Source organism: Pelagimonas varians (genome assembly GCF_003208435.1).
Taxonomy (GTDB): domain Bacteria; phylum Pseudomonadota; class Alphaproteobacteria; order Rhodobacterales; family Rhodobacteraceae; genus Pelagimonas; species Pelagimonas varians.
Window position 1 is genome coordinate 50,124 of record NZ_QKMF01000020.1, and the last position, 21,222, is coordinate 71,345.

The window sequence follows — 21,222 nt, forward strand, 5'->3', positions numbered from 1 at the left end:
ATTACCCCCTACCTGCGCCTTTTTCGATCAGCTTCATGGCCGCTTCCACAGCGGCGCGGGCGTCTTGGTCCAGATGTTCAAGCAATCGGTTTTCATGCGCCGTGACCGCAGCAACGGCCTTGTCACACAACTGCCGTCCAGCCAGTGTGGGCGCGAGCGCATAGGCGCGCCGATCGGTGGGAACCCGTTCGCGCAAGATCAGTTCGCGTCGTTCCAATTCGTCGAGGATGACCACAAGATTGGGGCGTTCGATATCCATCGCAGCCGCGAGTTGCGACTGACGCAGGCCGGGATTGTCGGTGATCAAAACCAACGCAGTATAGGTCAACATCCTCAGCTCAAAGGGCTTGAGCGTGCGAAGTAGATCAGCCTGCACAACGTTAAAGGCACGCTTCATGTGATAGCCCAGAAACTGGCGCAGCGTGGCGTCGTTCACCCTTGTCACGTCGTTGTTGGTGGGCTGGATTTCCATAGGTTTCTTCATCACATCACCGGAACTTTGGAGCACGTTTTTCGAGGAAGGCACGCAGTCCTTCTTCGGCATCTGGCGTGGTTTGGGACAGCGCCGCAGCCAAGGACTCCGTGAACAACCCGTCGCTATGCGACATGTCGTTGATACGTGAAATTGACTGCACCATCAGATAGTTGGACATTGGTGCGTTACGGGCGATCTTGCCGGCCAATGTTTGGGCCAGTTCCAGCGCCGTGCCATCCCCCACTGAATAATGCGCAAGACCCAAGGACAGACCGTCATCTGCGCCATATTTGCGGCCTGTCAGCATCATTTCAGTCATCCTGTCGGGGCCAAGTAGACGCCCAATACGGGCTGTTGCCCCACCGCCGACAAAAATCCCGCGCCGCCCCTCGGGCAGCTGGAAAATGCACGAGGCTTCGGCGATGCGCACATGGGTGGACGCGGCCAATTCCAGCCCCCCACCAATCACAGCGCCAAACATTGCCGAGACAGTGACCAAACCACCAAACTGGATCTTTTCCATCACCCCGTGCCAATGGCGTGAATGGTACAGGTTTTCCTCGGCGGAACGATGCACATGCTCGGACAGATCGAGCCCGGAACAAAAATGCCCTTCGACACCCGTGAGAACAACCACGCGTACCCCGTCTGGGGGCGCAAAATAGAAGTCGTGAATAGCAACCAGCAACTCTTCGCACATGGCGTTGCGCTTGTCGGGGCGGTTCATGGTCAACGTGGCGATAGGGCCGTTGATTTCGACCTTTAGCATGGGGTCAGACATACGTGACTTCCTTAGCGCGGCGGTAGGCGTGTAGCGCCATCCAGCCGGATTGTGGTGCCGTTCAAGAACGGGTTTGAAACGATTTGCGCCGCCAAAAGCGCATATTCATACGGTTTCCCCAAGCGGGCCGGAAACGGAATATTGGCGGTGATTTTAGCGGTGACCTCATCAGGCAACCCTTCCATCATCGGCGTGTTGAACAGGCCCGGGGCGATTGACATGACGCGAATGCCAAGCTGCGCAAATTCGCGCGCCGCAGGCAGACACATGGCCGCAATCGCGCCCTTGGACGCCGAATATGCTGCCTGCCCAAGCTGCCCGTCTTCCCAAGCCACTGATGCGGTGTTGATCACAACGCCCCGTTCACCATCCTCTAAGGCATCCAGTTCGGCCATACGGCGTGCGGCATGGCTCATCACATTATAGGTGCCAAACAAGTTCACCCGCAGTGTCTTTTCAAATACGTCGAAAGACAGCTTGCCTTCACGGCCAACGATACGGGCGGCCATTCCAACACCGGCACAACTGATCGCGATACGTGGCGCGGAACCAAAATGCTGTTCTACCTTATCCAGCGCCGCATTCACCGCGGCCTCATCGCCAACATCGGCTTGGACCGCGATTCCACCGATTTCCTCGGCAACGGCGGACGCACGCGTGCTGTCGAAATCGAGGATCGCGACCTTGGCCCCCAATGTTGAGAGATGCCGCGCCGTTGCTGCCCCAAGTCCGCTGCCGCCACCGGTAACCAATGCGATCTTGTTTTCTATCTGCATTGAAATCGCTCCTTTGAAAGGTCTGTTGTAATTCCGTCCCTGATCTTGGTTAGGGAATTAGGAAGAGTGTGATTGCCGGGAAGGCGACGAGGATCACCACACGGACGATGTCCGAGGTTACGAACCACATCACGGCTTTGTAGGTTTCGACCATCGGGGTAGACCGGTCCATAGCGTTGATAATGAACAGGTTCATACCTACCGGCGGAGTGATTAGGCCAACCTCGACCACAATCAGCACCAGAATGCCAAACCAGATCGCCACATGTTCAGGTGACATGCCAAAATCAAGTGTTGATATCACCGGAAAAAAGATCGGGATGGTCAGCAAGATCATCGACAGGCTATCCATCAAGCAGCCAAACACCAGATAGAACGCGAGGATCAAGATCAGCACTGTCCAGCTGCTAAACCCCTGCCCTATTACCCATTCTGACAACTCCTGTGGCACCTGCGACAGCGCCAGAAACGAATTATAAAACGCCGCTCCGAGCACAATAAAGAAGATCATCGCAGTCGATGTCGCGGTGGCGATGATGCTTTCTTTGAAAACGTCCCAAGACAAGTTTCCGGACACCAAAGCAATCGCACCTGTACCCGCCGCACCCACGGCAGCACCTTCGGTTGGAGTGAACCAGCCCAAATAGATGCCGCCAACCACCAAACCAAATACCACAACCACCGGCCATACATCGACCAAGGCTTTGACCCGTTCGGGCATAGGAACCGGCGCGCGGGTGCCCGCACTTTCCGGATTGACGCGAACGTAAATTGAGATGGTGATGATATAGCCAAGTGCCGCCAGAATGCCTGGAATAAAGGCCGCCAAGAAAAGCTTGGCGATGTTTTGTTCGGTCAGGATCGCGTAGATCACCAAAATCACCGAGGGTGGGATCAAAATGCCCAGCGTACCGCCTGCCGCCAATGTTGCCGTCGAAAATCCACCCGCATATCCGTATTGGCGCAGCTCTGGCAGCGCGACCCGGCTCATCGTGGCCGCTGTCGCCAACGACGAACCGCAAATCGACCCAAAGCCCGCGCAGGCCCCGACAGCCGCCATCGCCACGCCGCCTTTGCGGTGGCCCAACCAGCTTTCGGCAGCCTTGAACAACGCCGTCGACATGCCTGACAGCGTCGCAAATTGCCCCATCAACAGAAACATCGGGATAATAGTCAGCGAATAGCTGGAAAAGGTCGAATAGGTCTCGTTTTTCAGCTTGGCCAGCACCATGGCACTGCCGCCCATCGAAAAATACAGCCCACCCATACCGCATAGCATCATTGCAAGGCCGATTGGCGCGCGCATAAAGATCATCAGCAGCAGGATCGGGAAGGACACATAGCCCATTTCAAGCATACTCAATGGGATGCTCCTTCGGAGTAAGGGAGAATGTTCCGGTTGGTCAGGGCTTCGGCGATCCGCGCGCCCGCCGTGTAGATGGCAGTGATTGTCGCCACGCAGGCTGCAAACAGACTGGCTCCGTAAGCCCACCAGATCGGAAATTGCAGCAAGAACGTCGTCTCACCGTACTCGAATTTATTCACCGTACCTTCGTAGAAGCGCCATGTGATCAAAATCATCACAATCACAAAGATCACTTCCCAAAAGGCTTGAATGATCTTGTTCAGACTGGTCGACAAAAAGCTGGTAAAAATGTCCACCGTTGCATGGCCGGCATATAGCTGAGCTACAGGTAAAAACGAAAATATCGAAAAGGCAACCCCGGCCTCGACCAGTTCAAAGTCGCCTGTGATTGGGCCAACGCCCGTTGCAATCAGCGCATCGCCCAAGTCCTCGGGCATGAAACCCGCATGACCCAGCGTGTTTAATCCGCGTCCAAAGACGCTGACACAGGTCAAAACAACCAGCACCGTCAGCACGATGCCACCGATGATTGCCATCACCCGCGCAAGGCGTTCCATCCAATTTAACATGAGTATGCCCCCCCTTGGATCGGCAAGGATGCCCCGACAGTACAAAGCCGGGGCAGTCCGATCAGTATCCCAAAATTTACTTGGTGTGCTTCGCGATCAACTCGGCCGCGCGGGCCTTAAGCGCCGTGCCGTCCAGACCCTTTTCGTCCATCTCGGCAACCCAGGCATCGGTGGTCGCAGCAGCCGCCGCTTTCCATTCGTCAACCTGAGCCTCGTCCAACACGATGATGTTGTTGCCACGCTCCATTGCCTGCTTATGGGATGGCGCATCATCTACCTGCATCTGCTTGCCCGCAAAGCCCGAGAATTCCAGACCAGAATTGGCGTCGATCACAGCCTGCAGATCATCAGGAAGTGCATTGTAACGGTCTTTGTTCATCGCAAAAACAAAGGTGGTGGTATACAGAACGTCATCCCCAAACATGGTGTGGTTTGACACCATTTCGTTGACCTTCAGCGCGCCGGTAACTTCCCAAGGAATGATCGTCGCGTCGATGACCCCTTTGGACAGCGCCTCGGGCACAGCCGGAACCGGCATGCCAACCGGGGTCGCACCAAAGTTCGAAAACATCTTGTTGGTGACGCGGGTTGGGGCACGCAATTTGACACCATTCAGATCAGACACGGATGTGATCGGATCCTTGGAGTGGATAATACCTGGGCCATGAACCCACAGGCCCAAAACTTTGACCTGTTTGAAGTCATCGTCAAGCATGCTTTCTTCGGCCAACTCCCAATAGGCGCGTGACACAGCCTCGGCGTTGGTCATGGTGAAGGGCAGTTCGAACACCTCGGCACGGGGGAAACGGCCCGGGCTGTATCCTGCAACGGTCCAAGTGATGTCAGCAATGCCGTCCACGACTTGATCATACAGTTCAGGCGGCTTGCCACCCAGCTGCATCGCCGGAAAACGCTGGATCTCAATCCGGCCTTCACTATCGGCCTCTACCTTGTCGGCCCAAACATCCAAAATGTTTTTGGGAACATTGGCCTGCGCTGGCAAAAACTGATGCAAACGCAAAGTCACCTCCGCCGCGATCGCGCTGCTTGTCAGAGCAAAGATAGAAACGGCAGCCGCCCCAGCGGTCCGCACTATGGTTCTACGGTCAAGTGTCATTGTTTTCCTCCCAGAATGACGTCTGTGTCGATCCACAGGGTCAACACTCCCTTTTTGATTATGATTAATAACCATTATTATGCAATACTTTTTAATCAAGCAATATCAATGCTTAATGGATGAACTTTCGGCCCCACAGCTTCTCAGACAGAGTTTTAGCGCAAACAGTTCCGCCGGCTTTTGTATGTATAAGCCAAGCTTGCTCAAGCCCTCAAAACACTGCCAACACGCCCCGCCTGCACGGTTTCAAAGTTTAAACCTAAAGAACGGCAAGTGGCACATGGGATCCTATTCTTAGGCATTGGATGCGCAGGGCAAACTGGCTGGTTTTCGATCCAAGACGCCCAATGACGTCCAACACAATGGTTGGCTAGTGTGAGAATATGACTTGCCGCACTACGTTTTTCTTCGAAACACGTTCGCAAGCGTGCTGGCAGTTTCAAACTGCCAGCATTGAGACAGCATGAACCCGTCAAAAAAATGGGAAAGCCCTGCCAAATCATTCAATGGTTGAACTTGCGCGATGAACTGATCAGGGCGCACGATCAGCAAAGCACCACGCTCCCGATCTATGCCACGGAGATCAAAGATGTCGCAATCCTTCGCACCATCAGGGCAAAAAACTTTTTCATAGTCGATCAACCCGTAGCGACCTTTGGTCGGCAAAAGTAGCTTTGGCAGGGTCCCGATTTTCAGGTGTCTATGCGAAGATTGTAAAACCGCTCGCACATCAATGACACTGTCGATGTCTTGGCCTTCTGGTGTGTATTTTATAACCGGGCTACTCGGATCATCTATCAGATAGTGGCAAAGCGTGGCCAAACAGCCGCCCTTTTGCCCTTCATCGCCAGCACCCGCAAAGATGATCAAACGCCAGCGGCCATCCGCCTTGATTGTCTGGCTTAACTGCAAGGGTTTGGCATCGCCCAGTCGGATAACAGGCGCAGAATGAAACCGCATGCCTACTTTCAGGCCCGAGGCCAAATGCTGGTGGTCGTTGGGGGACGTGATCAGCGACGGATCGTAACGGGTCTCGACTCCGGCTGTGTAGCGCCCGTGTTTCTTGAAATACGTCTGGAATTGCTCTGCTTCAGCGGCATTTTTGGGTTTGGCACTGAACAGGCGCGCCATATCACGGTCGAAATCAATGAGCTCTTTGGCTTTCGCACGTCGTTCCCGTGAGTAGCTGTGCAAGAGATCGGGGCTGGCTTGACCACGCAACACAGAGGCCAGTTTCCAACCAAGGTTAAACGTGTCAGCCATAGAGACATTCATGCCTTGCCCGGCTTTGGGACTGTGCGTGTGGCACGCATCCCCTGCGATAAACACATGCGGCGTTCGGATGGCGCGCTCTGTGTCGGGCACATCGTCAAAGGCGTCGCAGACACGTTGCCCGATCTCATAGGCAGACCACCATGCCACATCCTTAACGTCGAGCGAATAGGGAGCCAGAATGTCGCCAGCTTTTGCAATCAACATCCCGGCGGTCACACCGCGATCTGCAACGCGTTCGTTTCCATGTAGCGCGTCCAGCTCGATGTACATGCGGACCATATAGCCCCCTTCGCGCGGAATGATCAGAATGCTGCCGCAGTCTTCCGACTGGATAACCGATTTGAGCCGAATATCAGGAAAATCCGTGACAGCGAGGACATCCATCACCCCCCAGAGTTGCCGGGCTGCTTCGCCTTTGAGCGCGTGCCCCATTGATTTGCGCACCGCACTGCGCGCACCGTCACACCCCACAACAAACCGTGCGCGGATCACCTCAACGGTGTCTTTCGCATCGAGGCAACGGAAGACAGCAGTAACGGGGTACTCGGCCTTGGCATCCGTGGTCAGCTCAACCAATTCCCGGTTGTAGTCCGGCACCAGTCGATTTGCCGACCTGTGCATCATATCAAGATAGAAATCATGAACCCGTGCCTGACTGAGGATCACATGCGGCATTTCGGAGAGGCCGGTTTCAACATCCTGAATACGATCAGCACGGTGGAGGCCAGTGCCGTTTTCGTTTGGCCGCCAGAAGGCCACTTCATTCACCCAATACGCTTCTTTGAGAACTCTTTCAGCAAAACCGAACGCCTCGAACATCTCGACAGACCTACAGGCAATCCCATCCGCCTGACCAACTTCCAATGGACCGGATTTGCGTTCCACGATGCGCGTTTTAATGTCAGGAAATGCCGATAGTTGCGCCGCAAGCGTCAACCCAGCTGGACCGCAACCGACGATCAGCACATCAACGATGTCGCTGGCAGTCGGCTCACCGTTGGATGGTTTAGCGATAGCGGGATCACCGATCGAAAAGCCGTTGAGGTGGTATTGCATGTTGCGCCGCCTATTTTTGTATGTACACATACTAAATAGACGGACAAACCGCAGCCTGTCAATAATGTAAGTGTACATACCATAAGGGCGTCAAAATGTCAGAAGAATTGGGCCTTCGCAAACTACCGGGGCATTTGATACGACGTCTTCAACAGCAGTCAGTGTCTGTCTTCACGGAGCGTACCAAAGCTGCGGGGTTTGACCTCACCTCAGTTCAATTTGCGGCGCTGGACACCTTGGAAAAAGCGCCGGGGATTGATCAGGCTTCTTTGGCAAAACGGATTGCCTATGACCGCGCAACAATTGGCAGCGTGATCAAACGACTAGAGAAAAACGGGCTGGTATCACGGCTGCCCGATGATAAAGACCGCCGGGCCTTTCAAGTCAGCCTGACACCGCAAGGGCACTGCCTTCTCGAAAAAATCAGGCCTATCGTTCTGGAATTGCAGAATGATATCCTGCCTGATTTGACGGAAACCGAACGCACCACCCTGCTGGGCCTTATAGAGAAGGCCCTGAAGCCTGCTGGATAGGCACCCGTTGTCTCTATCTGTGGTTCCATAAGTTGACCCCAAAATCCGTCATGTTCAAAATTCCCAAATCTGTTTCCGGGCGTTCACGTCAAACATTGCCAGGTTGAAACCAACCAATCCCTAGTAGCGAGCCTCAGAAAAGGGCCTCTTGGCACCCACTGCACCAAGGGTTGAGTGGGTGCCAAGCAAGTGTTGACCAGACCAGTCGAGCCAGAACATTACCTGACCGAACAGCACGTTTGAATTTTTTCTTGCGCTCTTAGGTCACGGGTTTTGACACCACCTATTGCCGCCACGAATATTTCGAATGAAAGCCGACCATAATCTGGGCCTTCTTGTTGGAAAAGAACGTTTCATCCGGCTCTATCTCACTGCGAATTTCCACCCCTTGATAGAACTGATTTATCACCTCAGATGAAGTGATCCCGACAGACATATCGTCATTCGGCACATTAAAAACTTCGTATCCAAGACCATCTTTTTTCAAACATCAATCAACCATATGCCCCAAATCAAGGGCATCGATATAGGCGAAAATCTTGCGCCGGCGCAGAGCCGGGTTCTCTAGAAAAGCCGGAAACATCTCAGAGTTTTCGTCGGGCTCGACAACATTGTTGATCCGCAAACCATAGATGTCCGAACCAGTCCGCACCTGAAACGATTTGGCTGTTAGTTCGTTACAGACCTTCGACATTGCGAAACTATCATGGGGCACGGTCGGGTGGGTTTCATCAATAGGCACAAAGTCCGGTTTCGGCTCCCCATCCGCGACACACACTGCATAAATTGTCTCAGAGCTGGCAAGTATTGCCTTCGCGATGCCGAGTTTAGCTGCAGCCTCAATCAAATTGTAGGTGGTCTGGGTAATTTGGCGAAAACACTCTGCATCCGTCCCAATCGGAACGCGCGGGATGGCGGCGAAATGCACAACTGCATCCGAAGTCGGAACACCAGCGCCCTCGTCCAGCTCCGTGAACTCGGTGAACTGCGACATCGCCCCTACCCGCTACACGAATTAACAGTGCAGAGCGTGGTTCTCCAAACCAATTTTGCACACCGACAGTTTTGAGTGAGCTGGCCATTTTGAAAAGGGCAAGGGCGCAATGGATCTCGTCCAAACTATACGCCACAGTTTGTGCAAAAGCAGCGAAGGTTAGGGAAGAGCCATTGCACCCAAGTGCTGTGTTCTGCTCGGATACTCTCTTTGCGAAAACTAAGCGCTCGCCATTCCGGCAAGCATCGCCCCGAGAGCAACAATATGGACCAGCATCAAGGCTTTATCATTCCACATCGCGCCCACAGCAAACCATCCAAGCACGCCAATTAAAAACAGATACAGATTCCACGGCGTCCACCCAAAGCCAGTGGCCGTGTAGCCCATGATCTGAATGATTGACGCGCCCCATTTAACCACGAAAACAATGCGATCAGACTGCGGTTTCTTTAAGTCCGCGTCAGACGGCACGGGTCAGCCCCCCGTCGATACGCAAGTTCTGACCTGTCATGTAGCCGCAACGGTCCGACGCCAGCAGCGAAATCATCGACGACACTTCTTGTGCGCGTCCATAGCGATTCATCGGAACGCGCGCTTTGCGGTCTTCCGTTTCTGGCAGGCTATCGATGAAACCCGGCAAGACATTGTTCATACGAATATTATCAGCGGCATATTTGTCGGAATACAGCTTAGTGAAGGCTGCCAGACCTGCCCGGAACACGCCCGAAGTCGGGAAAAGCGGATCAGGTTCAAAAGCCGCAAAAGTGGAAATATTGATAATCGAGCCACCGCCTTGCGCCTGCATAACCGGTGTTACCAACCGCGTCGGGCGAATTGCATTCATGAGGTACACCTCCATGCCAGTGTGCCAATCATCATTCGAAATTTCCAAAATCGGCCCTTTGGGACCATGGCCCGCAGAATTGATCAGTGTGTCGATGCGGCCCCAACGTTCCATAGCGCCGTGAACCAGCGCAGTCAGATCATCGGAGTTAGTGTTCGAACCGGTTACGCCAAAGCCACCCAATTCATTTGCCAGCGCTTCGCCTTTACCTGACGAAGACAAGATGCCCACCTTGAATCCATCCGAAGCCAACTGGCGTGCGGCGTCCGCGCCCATGCCACTTCCGCCTGCAGTGATGAGTGCGACTTTTGCATCTGACATTTTACTCTCCATCCATGACTTGAGGCTTTGTAGATTAAAAACCCAACTATCTGCCTTGAGAATTGATGTTTCGTGACTGTAGGAATACTACTGCCATATGACTCAGCTCCCTCCTCTCAACGGATTGCGTGCATTTGAAGTGGCTGGCCGCCATTTGAATTTCCGCGCCGCTGCGGATGAACTCCGCGTGACCCAAGGAGCGGTCGCTCAACAAGTACGTCAGCTTGAGGCGCATTTGGGTATGCAGTTGTTTGAGCGATTGCCCAAGGGACTGGCCTTTACGTCGTCAGGCCGGAGCTATCATCTGAATGTAGCTGCTGCCTTTGAAACACTGCGGCGTGCGACCAATGATCTTAAGCCAGAACCTGGAAAAATCCTTGTTAGCGTCACACCAACATTCGCGGCAAAATGGCTGATCCCGAACTTGCCGGATTTTTCAGCCAAACATCCCGAAATCGATCTTCGGATTCTGGCAACAGAAAAGGTCTCGAGTTTTCATGGTGACGGGATTGATCTAGCCATCCGGCAAGGAGAACCGCCATTTGGCGCAGCCTTGGATGCATATCGTCTGTTTCCCCAGGAGGTCATTGCAGTAGCAGCGCCAAGCCTTGTTGAAGAGCAGGCCTTTCCTCTTGACGCTGATGCAATATCGCAGCTGCCCAAACTTCACGATGCTCATGATCTTTGGCCTGATTTCCTCGGATTACTGAATGTCGAGGATAAGGGGGGCCATGGATTGCGCATGAGTCAGACGGCTTTGGCCGTGGACGCGGCACTTTCAGGTCAAGGAGTGGCTTTGGTCAGCCGCTTCCTCGTGGAAGCAGAGATTGCAGCCAATCGATTGTTTCAGGTGACACCAGAAACCATGTCCGGCAAGCAGGATTTCTACCTTCTGGTTGCGCGCAAATCCACGCACATCAACGCGATTGACGCCGCCGTAAAGTGGTTTTTGGCGCAAGCACAAAAGTAACCCCGCATCGTGCAACGCCCCTCCCTGAGGGTCGTGTATCCCATGCTGCGTCTAAGGCCGCCGCTATCAAAGCAAGGCCCGCATAAATTGAGCCTCCAATAACGCATGCGGATACGATCAGACCCACAAAGATTAGTATTGCACCGAAGTCCAAGTCATCTCTCCTTTAGATATTGAATTGCACCATCAAGTGCCTCATCGGTGCCTTCAGAAGCGAACCCGATGTCCGGCGGAATGCCTTTGCCTTCAAAGGCTTTTCCATCCGCAGATGTGTATTTTTGTGCGGACATTCCGATCCGCCATCCGTTAGGGAGCGTGAACTCCAAGACATCGGACAGCCCGCCCGCAGTTGACGTTCCCATCGTCGTGACATTCGGAAACTCCCGCATCGCGAGCGTGAACACTTCGGCGGCACTTCCCGTCAAACTACCGGTCAAAAGTACAACTGGCGGAGTAAGCCTAACCTCATTGTTCGGCTTTATTGATGCCACAAATGGCGATGAGAATGCGCCAGCATCCCAAAGCCACTTTGTGAACAAAGTGCGAGGTTGATCGGCAAAAACCGAAGCAAGCGCGAGCGCAACACTGTCGGACCCGCCCGGATTATACCGAACATCAACAATGATGCCTTTTGCGCTGTTCAAAGCCTCAGCAACAGGAGCAAAGGCGGACAGGGCTGTGTCGCCCGATGTTTTCCCCCACTGCTTTTGAACTTCCATTTCCTTGATGGCGATATAGCCAATGTGGTCTGGACGAAGGCCATATTGAATGGAAATGTCCTGCGTCTTGGACACGGGTATGTTCGCGGAAGAAATTGCTGTGTCCCACAATGCAGCAGAGGTCACGCCCTGCTCTAGCCACGTAGGACGCACCGAAGGCGAGTATGTTCCTTGCTCGGCCATGTGAAGGATGACATGCCCGTCATCCAACCCTGCGATTGTGTGCTTGAGTATTGCCGAGAGTTCCGCATCAGACACATCGTCCGACTTAGGGGCCATGTCTTTTCGCACCATCCAATCAACGTTGTGCACCTCAAAGAACGGATAGCGTTCGTGGAACGCGGTCCAGAAAACATCGAATGTGTGCCGAGGGCCAGCGTCAAAGTGGGTGGGGTTCTGACATCTCTCAGGTAACGCTGAGCGGGTGTAGGAAATCGGTTCCACTGCTCCGTCCACGAATATATTCAAACCCGTCTCGCTCGCTTCCATCGAAACGCCCGCCAGTTCTCGGATTAGGTCAAGCTGTGCAAGGAAACCTCTCTCCCTAAAGCAGCTGATCGAAGTCATGCTATAGGCTTGGATCCGAAACGCAGAGATTGACAGGATCTGTCCGTAGGGGGCGGAAACCCAGACACCTCGCAGATCTCGATCAGGCACTCCAGCGACAAAAACTCCAGTCAGGCCAATCGCTGCCGCGCCCAATGCAACGATTGAAAAGATGCCAAAAGTGTTCATGGGTCAGTGGCTGGGTGTATGGTTTCGGGCTTGTCGCTCATCTCAATATTTCCAACGCATGAAGGTCACCGGCCTTTAGGGCGGGAATGGCTCTTTCAATCTTTTCTTGGTCCCAGTCCCACCATGCAACCGCTTTCAAGCGCTCAATCGTCTCGTCGTCAAAACGCATTCGCTTAACCTGTGCGGGATTTCCCGCGACAATTGCGTAGTCAGGAATAGTCCTTGTGACGACAGCACGGGTCTCGACAATGAAGCCATTTCCCAACACCGCGCCGGGCATGATGATGGCCTCTCGACCGATCCAGCAGTCATTGCCAATTACAACCTCCTTCGGCGCAGGAACCTGCGTTGCATAGTCCCCCCAGCGCCCGTCGAACATCGCAAACGGGTAAGTGGACATGCTCTTCATTGGATGGTTCGCCAGCGTCGTAACCATTTGCAATCCCTGCGCAATCTGACAGATATTTCCAATCATTGCGCGTGTTGACTCCCCCGGCCGAAGGAATGGCGCAAGCGTGCTGCCGTAGTTTTCTGGCATGGATTGATCATTGTAGTAAGACCAATCCCCGATGTCGAAGTTGGGATGATCAATGACGTTCTTCAAATACACCGTGGACTTTTTCAAGTCGCCGGTCGGCGTGACCAGGGGGGTGGAAATGGCGGCGTCAGGCAGGGCGTGCGCGTTCATGCCTTGGATCCCTCCTGATTAGGCGGTTCGATAAAATTTTTGTCTGGCTTCTTGCTCGATGGACAAACGCATTTGCAACTCGGCGAGCTTTCGCATTTCTGTTTTTCGTGCGGCAGGATCAGTGGTTTTTTTCAATACCTTTTGCTGCGCTGCGACGTCTTTCTTCAAGACAATCTCTTTGGGAAGAACGCCGGCGTCGGCCATGATGCCAAGTCCGGCAGAAACGATGTCTCCCCCCTGACGAGAAGGCAACGGTTTGCCCTCTCCTTTCAGACCCTCCAACTGACCTTGGGCTTTTGCTTTGTTGATTTGGTTTTCAACAAGTGTGCGCCATTTCATCGCCGAATCTCCAATTGTCATCTTGAAACACCGGTATGCTTGCCTGCGCACCTTGTCAACTCAGTTGACAATTTAGACATGGCACCGCCATATGGTACAAAGACAAATGGAGGTGAAAATGGTGGACCAGACGAAATTAACGACCGTGCAAAAGCTCTATGTTGGAGTGCAGCTGATAAATCCCCTGCTGCGCAGCATCACCCTACGTGTAGAAGCTGATTTACATGGCACCGGAATAAGTGTGGGACAGCGTGCCATATTGGATGTGTTGTTGACTAAGAAAAAGGCCACAGCACCAGAGATCACTCGCATTTTGCAATTGAAGCGGCAGTTTGTAGGGCGGGAACTGAAGGAATTAATCCAAAATGAAATGGTTCAATCAGAACCCAACCCTGAGCACAAAAGAGCACATTTTCACAGTCTCACAAAAAAATCGGAGGCCGTCATTCGAGAGATCCGAGCACGTGAGATGGAGGAATTTACAGCCTTCGCAAATCGGTTCACGCCAGAAGAGATCGACGCATTTTACCGTATTCAAAAGACCTTAAATGAAGAAATGATGCCGAGCTGAAACCGCCTTTGATTTCCAGACAAGGGTTGCGTATTGCGTTGCCCGTTGTGAATGCCGCTGATAATGCACTGAAATCTGATAATGTCAGGCTCGTGCTGTTTTCCTTGATTGACAGTTTTCGTCATCGAACCGCAGGGATTTGCTGTTTGGATTGACGGATACGACGACGTTCCCTTTTTTGCGTCCGGTATCGACGTGCGCATGCGCAGCAATCATCTGGGAAAAGTCAAAGCTTTGATCGATGACGGGACAAAAGTTACCACTTGCAGCGAGGTCTACGACTTTCCGCAATATATCGACGTCTTCCGAGGAGACGCCTGCGATCAGATACTTGCCGCGAAGCCGTGCTTTTAACCCGCCGAAAATCATATCGGAAGTACTTCCAGAGATCATCAACATGCGGCCGTTCGGAACCAATGCATGCCGCGTCCGGCCCCACGGCGCAGTGCCGACCGTGTCCACGACCATATCGTACAATGCGCCCTCTTTTACAAAGTCGTCGGTCTTGTAATCGATAACCCGGTCAGCTCCGATATTGCGAACCAAATCAGCATTCGACGCACTGCAAACGCCCGTCACTTCGGCCCCGAAGTGTTTGGCGATCTGTACGCAAGCCGAACCAACAGATCCAGACGCCCCATTGACCAGAACCCGTTCACCCGTGCGCAGTTTCCCTTTGTTGATCAGGAAATCATATGCTGCGGTTGCCCCAAATGGGATGGCGGCCGCCTCCTCAAATGTCAGGTTTTCCGGTTTGCGAACGACGTTTCCATCTGCGGGCATCGTGATGAATTCGGCATGCGCACCAAATCCCGCACCGGGAAACCCAATGACGGCATCACCGGGTTCGAATGTCGACACATCAGCGCCTACGCTTTCAATGATCCCCGATAAATCCGTCCCAAGAACGGGTTTACGCGGGTGGTTGAAACCAAAGACAAGTCGCGCAATCAGGCCCATACCTGCAGGAACGATAAGGCTGCGTGCCCGCCAATCCCCTGCACTGACGGTGGTGGCATTCACACGGATCAAAACCTCGTTTGCTTTGGGTGTAGGAGTGGGAATTTCGGCGTATTTCAAAACGTCTGGGCTGCCGTATTCGGTGTAAGTATAGGCATACATATTGCTGGTTCTTTCTGGTGTGAGATGTGCTGGCTCTGGTTTACGGCACCCTTGGGCTCATGCGAATTGACCAAATCTTGTCGATTGATATGCGAATTTGCATGGATTGATGGTCGGACATATTCGACTAGAACAAGGCTCTGGGCGTTCCTGAACAGGGTTGCGAAAGGTTTTTGTCTGCCGCCGCCCTTGGCATGACTATCCCTAGGTCGGTCGCAATCCTTGAAGCCGACGAACTGCATCACCGCGTAGGGACCTAGCAAGGCGGCTACCAGATGCGCACCAAGGATTTCATGAAAGCTGGCAAGCTGCAGTCAGCAGGTCAAATCGCGCCTGCTGCTACACCGACAAAGTCAAAACCAGCATCGTGAAGACCATCACCTGACAGAAGTCGTGGCGGAGCAACCGTTTGGATGGTGCCTTCCCAACTAGCATTGTCTTCCTCTTTTCGAATGCAGTGCACCGCATTTGAAAAGCCGGAAATCATCAAGCCAAGCGATGCTTGGAACCGAACGCCGGACAAGATACCGCGAAAAATCGGAATCGTGAGAGAGCATTAACCGTCGGTTGCACAAATGGCATCACCAGAACGGCGGTGGAGATCGAAGGGGGGAAGCAAGTATCCGACACAAGACAGGGGTTAATTCCGCACAATTCCGCGGAAAGAACGCCAGATCTTTCCGCTCTGACGTTTAAGAACGTCTCTGCAATCGTTGATCACTGCAAAGGGTTCAGGCAGCGAGAAAATTCTTGGTAGTTTAAGTTGCTGACAGTACCGATATCGCCGTGCTTCGGGGCAAACCTAACCGCACGATTTCGGTTCTTCCCGACGTGAGTAAACCGCCTGACCTGCGCCGGCACGGCGAGCATTAAGCTCGACCGGCTACCACAGCACACACGGCCCGGAACGGCCCTTCAATGAGGATCAAGACGCTGCTATGCAGTTAAACAAAAGCGGACATCTATAGGCGGCCAGGGGTTGGCTGTTGCCATCATCTTTCCTTCCGGAACCCTTCGCCGCAATAGGGAGAAGATTCTGTGAAAGATACAAGCTTCGGATTGTTTTGGCGAAAACGCGTGATCGACTAGAATCCCGGCCAACGATGCAAAGATAGCTTTCGTCTTCTCGGCAGAAAAGGTGCCAATCGAGGCACAATTCAAATTTCAGAATTTCGATTTCAACAAAGCATCTACCTTCTCTACGATGAATACGGCCCTTCTTATGTCGGCTGGACAAGGGCTCAGGGATTGGGAAAACGTCTCAAAGACTATTTAGATGATCATTTAGCAGGGAAGTCGGATCGTTTTTCTCGGTTCGGTCTTCTCGGTAGGCCCGCTGGATACAATGTCAAAAAATAGTCACTTATTTGGTTTACCCATTTGGGTAAACTTGCATTATTTGGTCAAGCGCAGCTCTCTGCTCACACATCCCACTCGTACAACGTTTCCAAAAGTGAACCGTCGATCGCGTAGTTTTCTATCTTTTGAAGATAATCTGCATCATCATTCACATCGGTAACTATTTTTTGGGAAATATTCCCATCCAAAAAAGTCAAAACAATTGTATCCGTATCGTCTAACCTTAAATCGGTCTGGGTGATTACTCCTAAGCTATCAAAGGTATCGGTTTTTGTGGCCCATTTAGCCCCGCTAAACACACCCTCACCATCACTGGTCACACGTTGAAACAACATGTCATCCTGATAAATGCGCTCTTGGTGACGTGTCGTTCCGTCGTCCATCACGGTGGCGACCGTCTCAATTTGGCCGTGGCTATTTAGGGTCTCAGTTTTTGTGACCCATTTAACTCCGCTAAACACACCCTCTCCATCACCGGTCACACGTTGGAACAACATGTCACCTTGGTAAATGCGCTCTTGGTGACGTGTCGTCCCGTCGTCCATCACGGTGGCGACCGTTTCAATTTGGCCGTGGCTATTTAAGGTCTCAGTTTTTGTGGCCCATTTAGCCCCGCTAAACACACCCTCACCATCGCTGGTCACACGTTGAAACAACATGTCATCCTGATAAATGCGCTCTTGGTGACGTGTCGTTCCGTCGTCCATCACGGTGGCGACCGTCTCAATTTGGCCGTGGCTATTTAGGGTCTCAGTTTTTGTGGCCCATTTAGCGCTGCTAAACACACCCTCACCATCGCTGGTCACACGTTGAAACAACATGTCATCCTGATAAATGCGCTCTTGGTGACGTGTCGTTCCGTCGTCCATCACGATGTCGACCGTCTCAATTTGGCCAGTCTCAGAGTAGGTGATGGTCCTTTCTTGCCAGTTCGCGAGGTCTGCACTATCCGTGTCTTCACGCAGCAGATTGTCTTCTACATGAAGTAGGATTGTACTGGTTCCAAGAGCCGTAATCGCGCCGCCCGCTTCGTCCTGAAGATCAAATAACTCAACCTGTAAGTTCTCGACACCCTCGCCGTAATTTCCTGCGCTGAGTTCGAATGAGAAGGTGGAATCCGTATCCCCGTCGACGTCAAAGAAAATTGTGCTCTGCGGCAGCACGCCACCGACAAAATCAGCGGCGCTGACAGAGTTGCCACCACTGGCAACGACTCTAACACCAACGCTGACTCCCTCGCTCAGGTCACCAAGCCGGTTGACGTTGATCGTCACTACCGCGGAATCGCGTTCATGCACAGTGCTTGTCGCGGAATGCAGGTACACGATGCTGTCCGCCGCATTGGCCGCGCCGGTTCCGCCCTCGTAGTTTGCAAGTATTCCGTCTGTTTGCCCCGAGGCAGCGTGCAAGTGTGTTAAAGATTTTCCATCTATGGGAATGTGACTATTCCGGCCAGCACCAGGTGCAAATAGTTCCTGGAGAAATTCTAAGCTCCAAAGACCGTGAGGATGAGGAATATAATTGTTTGTGATTGCGACCAAAATATCTGGAGAAAGCCCTACTCCCCCTTCTCCGCCAGCGCCGCCATGGCCACCCGATCCGCCTAAACCTGCGATCGCGGAATGTGATGCCAATTGGCCCACGATGTGAGTGTGAAAGACGGCCTGCCCAAAGTTTGCAATACCTTCTACAGCGCTACCGCCTTGACCGCCGTTCCCCCCTTCGCCGCCAATTCCGCCACTTCCACCAAGAGTGACACCAAGTGACGGAAGCTGCCGCATCCAAGCAGGGGAGCCATCGGCACCACTTCCGCCATCGCCCCCCATGCCACCTGCACCACCGGACGTGGTGTTGTCGGCATACCCAAGATTGCTAACGGCGCCGGTCGCGACACCGGTTAGCCAACTGTTTGATACCTCGATCGTACCATAGTTCAGAATTGTGCCAGCGTGTTGTCCTGTGCCGCCGCTATGCCCGTCGCCCCCGTCTTCACCATCTCGTGTTGTGCCGCCGGCCCATTCGCTGACCGTGTCATCATTGGGGAGTGGTTTGTATCTTGTTGCACGTTCTCCGGTTGCGCCCGTTATACCGACGGTGCCTTGGGCGTCATTGCCGAGTATGGTGACGCGTTCCAATGTTAAGGTGCCGTGGTTTTCTATTGCGCTGCCGACGGCTTTTTGCCCCACAACGCCTTCGCCATAGCCATCCACCAATTGCACCGCTTCGAGCGAGACCGTCGCACCGCTTTGGATGCTAAATATCTTGCCAAAGCCTGCGCCGCTGATCGAAACATCCGCAGTGCCGTTCCCGTCAATGTCGCCGGAAATTGACAAATCGGACGTCAAAAGCAGATCGATGCCAATGATTTCTCGACCATACAGAGCATCTGAAAAGGTGATTGCGCTAAAATCCGGATTGGAATTGGCGTAGGCAATCGCCTCTTCAAGCGATGTTTGTCCGTCTGTGTTGGACATGCCACTTGCATTGGTTGTCACCACCAATGAAGGTTCTTCGATAATTGTAATGGTTTTGGACGCGCCGGCGGCGTTTTGCGTGCCGGTGACCGACTGAACAACGCCTGCAGCGACGTCAATCCCTACGGGTGCAAATCCGCCATATTGAACGGTTGCGCTATAGGTTGTGGCATCAATTTGAACCAGTGGGCCGCTTAGTTCGCCATTGGTGATGACAAGGTCCGACGCGTCAAATCCATTGACCTCACGGTCAAATGAAATCGTGACCGCAATGTCGGATCCAAACACACTTTGATCAGAGTCGGTTGTGATCGTGATTACCGGGGTCGGAAAGTCAAACTCATCCAGTGTCACAGTCGGGATTGAGTAACTTGGAAGCCCCGTGCTGGCCCCGATGACACCCCCAAGCAGATCAATGGTGATTGGGCCCCCCGTTGGCTGCAATGTCACCTCAAAAACCTGAGACCCCGCCGTAGAAAGATCACCGTCCACCGTCGCATTCGTCACTGAAAGACGAGACAGGTCAAAACCGGTGACCTCAACGCCGAAATCAACTGTCAGAACAAATGACTGAAAGGTTTCAGGGGCATCCAAATCTGTCGAGATGACGGGCAAAGGTCGCAGAGGATTTATCTGAAGCTCAACCGCGCCAAGGTCAGGACGCGGCGTTAAATCTTTGGAAGGGGACGGAAAGTCGACGTTTCGGTCATTTCCAAGCGCATCGGTTATTGGCAGACCGGCCAAGCCAGTGCCCCCCGCATCAATGGCAGGGTTTTCCCAATCATTCAGCAAGGCAACGGTCCGCACAGGGCCCCCGTTGTCGCCCGCTTGCGCAACCCCATCCACAATATCTGCAAAGAAAAGGTTCACATCGTCGGTGAAACCAGAAAATCCTACGATATCAGCTAGGTACCCACCGATATGGAAGTTAGCGCTGTCGTCATGTATCAATCCGGAAAAATTATACCCGCCATTTCCGACCAACAACGAGTTCTGAATTGTATCGCCTCCGAATCCAAGGTCTGATGACAATCCTCCTGAATTGGCCGTCATGGTACTTTGAATGAAAGACATCTCAACGCCGGTGTGAACGACGTCCCCAAAAAAGGGAGCCCAGACACTTTGGTTGCCGACAATTGTACTGTTGACGAATGTGGTCGTGCCTTCGGAGCTGACGGCACCATAGGCGAAAGCAGAATTTCCCTCGATCGTCGTGCCTGTGATTAACGCGGTGCCTAAGTTTGCGATGCCGCCGCCCCCGCCGCCATCGTTTGCAGCGATATAAGAGGATGTCGTAGTCACTGTGCCATAGTTGAGAACACCACCGCCAAAGCCATTGGTGACATTACCGGCGATTGTCCCTTTGGTGAAGGTTAAGGATGCGCCGTCAGCGATTTCGACGCCTCCCCCGCCAGATTTCGGAACAGCGGATAGATCGGCCACAACACTGTTGCCGCCAGTGATGATGATCCCGTTGAGCGCAACATTTCCGCCTCCGACAAAGAGTGTTTGTACATTGTCGTCAGTGTTTGTGTTGGTTGTCGCAGTAACGCTATGTCCGGTAGGCAAAGTGATGAGTTGGTCATCCCCGGCCACGTCTCCGCTGATGGTTAAATCTGCGACGCCGGCCCATCGAGATCCCCATTTATCGTGACATCGGACCAGATTTCCAACGTGCTGCTCAAGTGGATGACACCGCCAGAAGCAAATGTGTCCCCCGGTTCGCTTGCAAAGATCAGCGTGTCAGCTTCGGGAGTGGCCTGAGCAAGCAGCAAGGCTTCGCGAAGGGAGAGCCCACCACCATCCAGTGTTTCATCGGCAAGATTCAGGTTGTCAGAGACGGTGTTATCAACGCCGGTATCCAGAGCTGTCGTCACCTGAAAAACTGCCATTGATATATCTCCGAATTCTTGTTGCGTTGTTTTCCAAATTCTCGAATTGGATTAGGGGAATCCTTGGAAACAAAAAGAAACATTTCATGCATGACATTTAACTAGGTTATACGCAAAGAGATTGTCGGTTCAGTTCACCAAAAGCACTAAGCGGTTCAGCAGTTCCCGTCCCAGCTCACCGCATGGAAAACTGTTCGAAATTACTAGGGAAGTCCTGTTTGAGCCTGCGTTGGCAAAACTTGAACA

Annotated in this window: 19 protein-coding genes; 3 read left to right on the plus strand and 16 right to left on the minus strand. The window is 53.0% G+C overall.

The annotated features are described in order from the left end of the window. Position 1 precedes the first annotated feature (1 nt). From C8N36_RS20255 to C8N36_RS20285, 7 genes are all read right to left on the minus strand, one after another. Entirely contained in the window at positions 2–484 is a 483-nt protein-coding gene (locus C8N36_RS20255; RefSeq protein ID WP_097806540.1) for a MarR family winged helix-turn-helix transcriptional regulator, read from the minus strand. A gap of 4 nt (positions 485–488) precedes the next feature. After that, the gene (locus tag C8N36_RS20260) at positions 489–1,256 is read right to left on the minus strand and encodes a crotonase/enoyl-CoA hydratase family protein (protein ID WP_097806541.1); all 768 of its coding nucleotides are present in this window, start codon (positions 1,254–1,256) and stop codon (positions 489–491) included. Between the two features lie 11 nt (positions 1,257–1,267). Then, a complete protein-coding gene (locus C8N36_RS20265; RefSeq protein WP_097806542.1) occupies positions 1,268–2,032 on the minus strand; it encodes an SDR family NAD(P)-dependent oxidoreductase in 765 nt (254 codons plus the stop codon). 49 nt (positions 2,033–2,081) lie between these two features. Continuing rightward, complete coding sequence (locus C8N36_RS20270; protein ID WP_097806543.1) at positions 2,082–3,395, minus strand: TRAP transporter large permease; 1,314 nt, start codon at positions 3,393–3,395, stop codon at positions 2,082–2,084. After that, positions 3,392–3,967, minus strand: a complete 576-nt coding sequence (locus C8N36_RS20275; protein WP_097806544.1) for a TRAP transporter small permease — start codon at positions 3,965–3,967, stop codon at positions 3,392–3,394. Before C8N36_RS20275 ends, C8N36_RS20270 begins: the two co-directional genes overlap by 4 nt. A gap of 76 nt (positions 3,968–4,043) precedes the next feature. Continuing rightward, positions 4,044–5,084: a TRAP transporter substrate-binding protein gene (locus C8N36_RS20280; RefSeq protein WP_097806545.1), complete on the minus strand. Its 1,041-nt coding sequence runs from the start codon at positions 5,082–5,084 to the stop codon at positions 4,044–4,046. A 396-nt stretch (positions 5,085–5,480) separates the two neighbouring features. Next, positions 5,481–7,415, minus strand: coding sequence for an FAD-dependent monooxygenase (locus tag C8N36_RS20285; RefSeq protein WP_097806546.1), 1,935 nt, complete (start codon positions 7,413–7,415; stop codon positions 5,481–5,483). A 95-nt stretch (positions 7,416–7,510) separates the two neighbouring features. Between C8N36_RS20285 and C8N36_RS20290 the strand changes: the two genes are divergently transcribed. Next, positions 7,511–7,948 (plus strand): MarR family winged helix-turn-helix transcriptional regulator, encoded by a 438-nt coding sequence (locus C8N36_RS20290; RefSeq protein ID WP_097806547.1) that lies wholly within the window; start codon positions 7,511–7,513, stop codon positions 7,946–7,948. A gap of 490 nt (positions 7,949–8,438) precedes the next feature. Here the strand turns inward: C8N36_RS20290 and C8N36_RS20295 are convergent, their stop codons facing one another. The 3 genes from C8N36_RS20295 to C8N36_RS20305 form a co-directional block, all read right to left on the minus strand. Next, positions 8,439–8,942, minus strand: a complete 504-nt coding sequence (locus C8N36_RS20295; protein WP_306456927.1) for an NAD-dependent epimerase/dehydratase family protein — start codon at positions 8,940–8,942, stop codon at positions 8,439–8,441. A 219-nt stretch (positions 8,943–9,161) separates the two neighbouring features. Beyond that, the gene (locus C8N36_RS20300; RefSeq protein ID WP_097806548.1) at positions 9,162–9,413 is read right to left on the minus strand and encodes a DUF6552 family protein; all 252 of its coding nucleotides are present in this window, start codon (positions 9,411–9,413) and stop codon (positions 9,162–9,164) included. Then, positions 9,403–10,107 carry an SDR family oxidoreductase gene (locus tag C8N36_RS20305; RefSeq protein ID WP_097806586.1) on the minus strand — a complete coding sequence of 235 codons (705 nt, stop codon included), beginning with the start codon at positions 10,105–10,107 and terminating at the stop codon, positions 9,403–9,405. The genes C8N36_RS20300 and C8N36_RS20305 overlap by 11 nt, the downstream gene beginning before the upstream one ends. A gap of 97 nt (positions 10,108–10,204) precedes the next feature. Here C8N36_RS20305 and C8N36_RS20310 point away from each other — a divergent pair, with 97 nt between their 5' ends. After that, the gene (locus C8N36_RS20310) at positions 10,205–11,077 is read left to right on the plus strand and encodes a LysR substrate-binding domain-containing protein (protein ID WP_097806549.1); all 873 of its coding nucleotides are present in this window, start codon (positions 10,205–10,207) and stop codon (positions 11,075–11,077) included. 155 nt (positions 11,078–11,232) lie between these two features. Here C8N36_RS20310 and C8N36_RS20315 read toward each other — a convergent pair whose 3' ends face one another. The 3 genes from C8N36_RS20315 to C8N36_RS20325 are packed head-to-tail and all read right to left on the minus strand — an operon-like array spanning position 11,233 to position 13,558. Next, positions 11,233–12,531, minus strand: a complete 1,299-nt coding sequence (locus C8N36_RS20315) for a S41 family peptidase (RefSeq protein ID WP_097806550.1) — start codon at positions 12,529–12,531, stop codon at positions 11,233–11,235. A gap of 37 nt (positions 12,532–12,568) precedes the next feature. Further along, positions 12,569–13,219 carry a CatB-related O-acetyltransferase gene (locus C8N36_RS20320; protein ID WP_097806551.1) on the minus strand — a complete coding sequence of 217 codons (651 nt, stop codon included), beginning with the start codon at positions 13,217–13,219 and terminating at the stop codon, positions 12,569–12,571. Between the two features lie 18 nt (positions 13,220–13,237). Next, positions 13,238–13,558 carry a DnaJ family domain-containing protein gene (locus C8N36_RS20325; protein ID WP_097806587.1) on the minus strand — a complete coding sequence of 107 codons (321 nt, stop codon included), beginning with the start codon at positions 13,556–13,558 and terminating at the stop codon, positions 13,238–13,240. Between the two features lie 118 nt (positions 13,559–13,676). On the opposite strand from C8N36_RS20325, the gene C8N36_RS20330 reads away from it, so the two are divergent. Next, the gene (locus C8N36_RS20330) at positions 13,677–14,129 is read left to right on the plus strand and encodes a MarR family winged helix-turn-helix transcriptional regulator (protein WP_170125941.1); all 453 of its coding nucleotides are present in this window, start codon (positions 13,677–13,679) and stop codon (positions 14,127–14,129) included. Positions 14,130–14,213: 84 nt separating this feature from the next. Here the strand turns inward: C8N36_RS20330 and C8N36_RS20335 are convergent, their stop codons facing one another. From C8N36_RS20335 to C8N36_RS20355, 3 genes are all read right to left on the minus strand, one after another. Then, the gene (locus C8N36_RS20335; protein WP_097806553.1) at positions 14,214–15,251 is read right to left on the minus strand and encodes an NAD(P)-dependent alcohol dehydrogenase; all 1,038 of its coding nucleotides are present in this window, start codon (positions 15,249–15,251) and stop codon (positions 14,214–14,216) included. 1,421 nt (positions 15,252–16,672) lie between these two features. Continuing rightward, positions 16,673–20,680: a beta strand repeat-containing protein gene (locus C8N36_RS24705; protein ID WP_097806555.1), complete on the minus strand. Its 4,008-nt coding sequence runs from the start codon at positions 20,678–20,680 to the stop codon at positions 16,673–16,675. Positions 20,681–20,694: 14 nt separating this feature from the next. Then, the gene (locus C8N36_RS20355; protein ID WP_097806556.1) at positions 20,695–20,976 is read right to left on the minus strand and encodes a hypothetical protein; all 282 of its coding nucleotides are present in this window, start codon (positions 20,974–20,976) and stop codon (positions 20,695–20,697) included. Between the last annotated feature and the right edge of the window lie 246 nt (positions 20,977–21,222).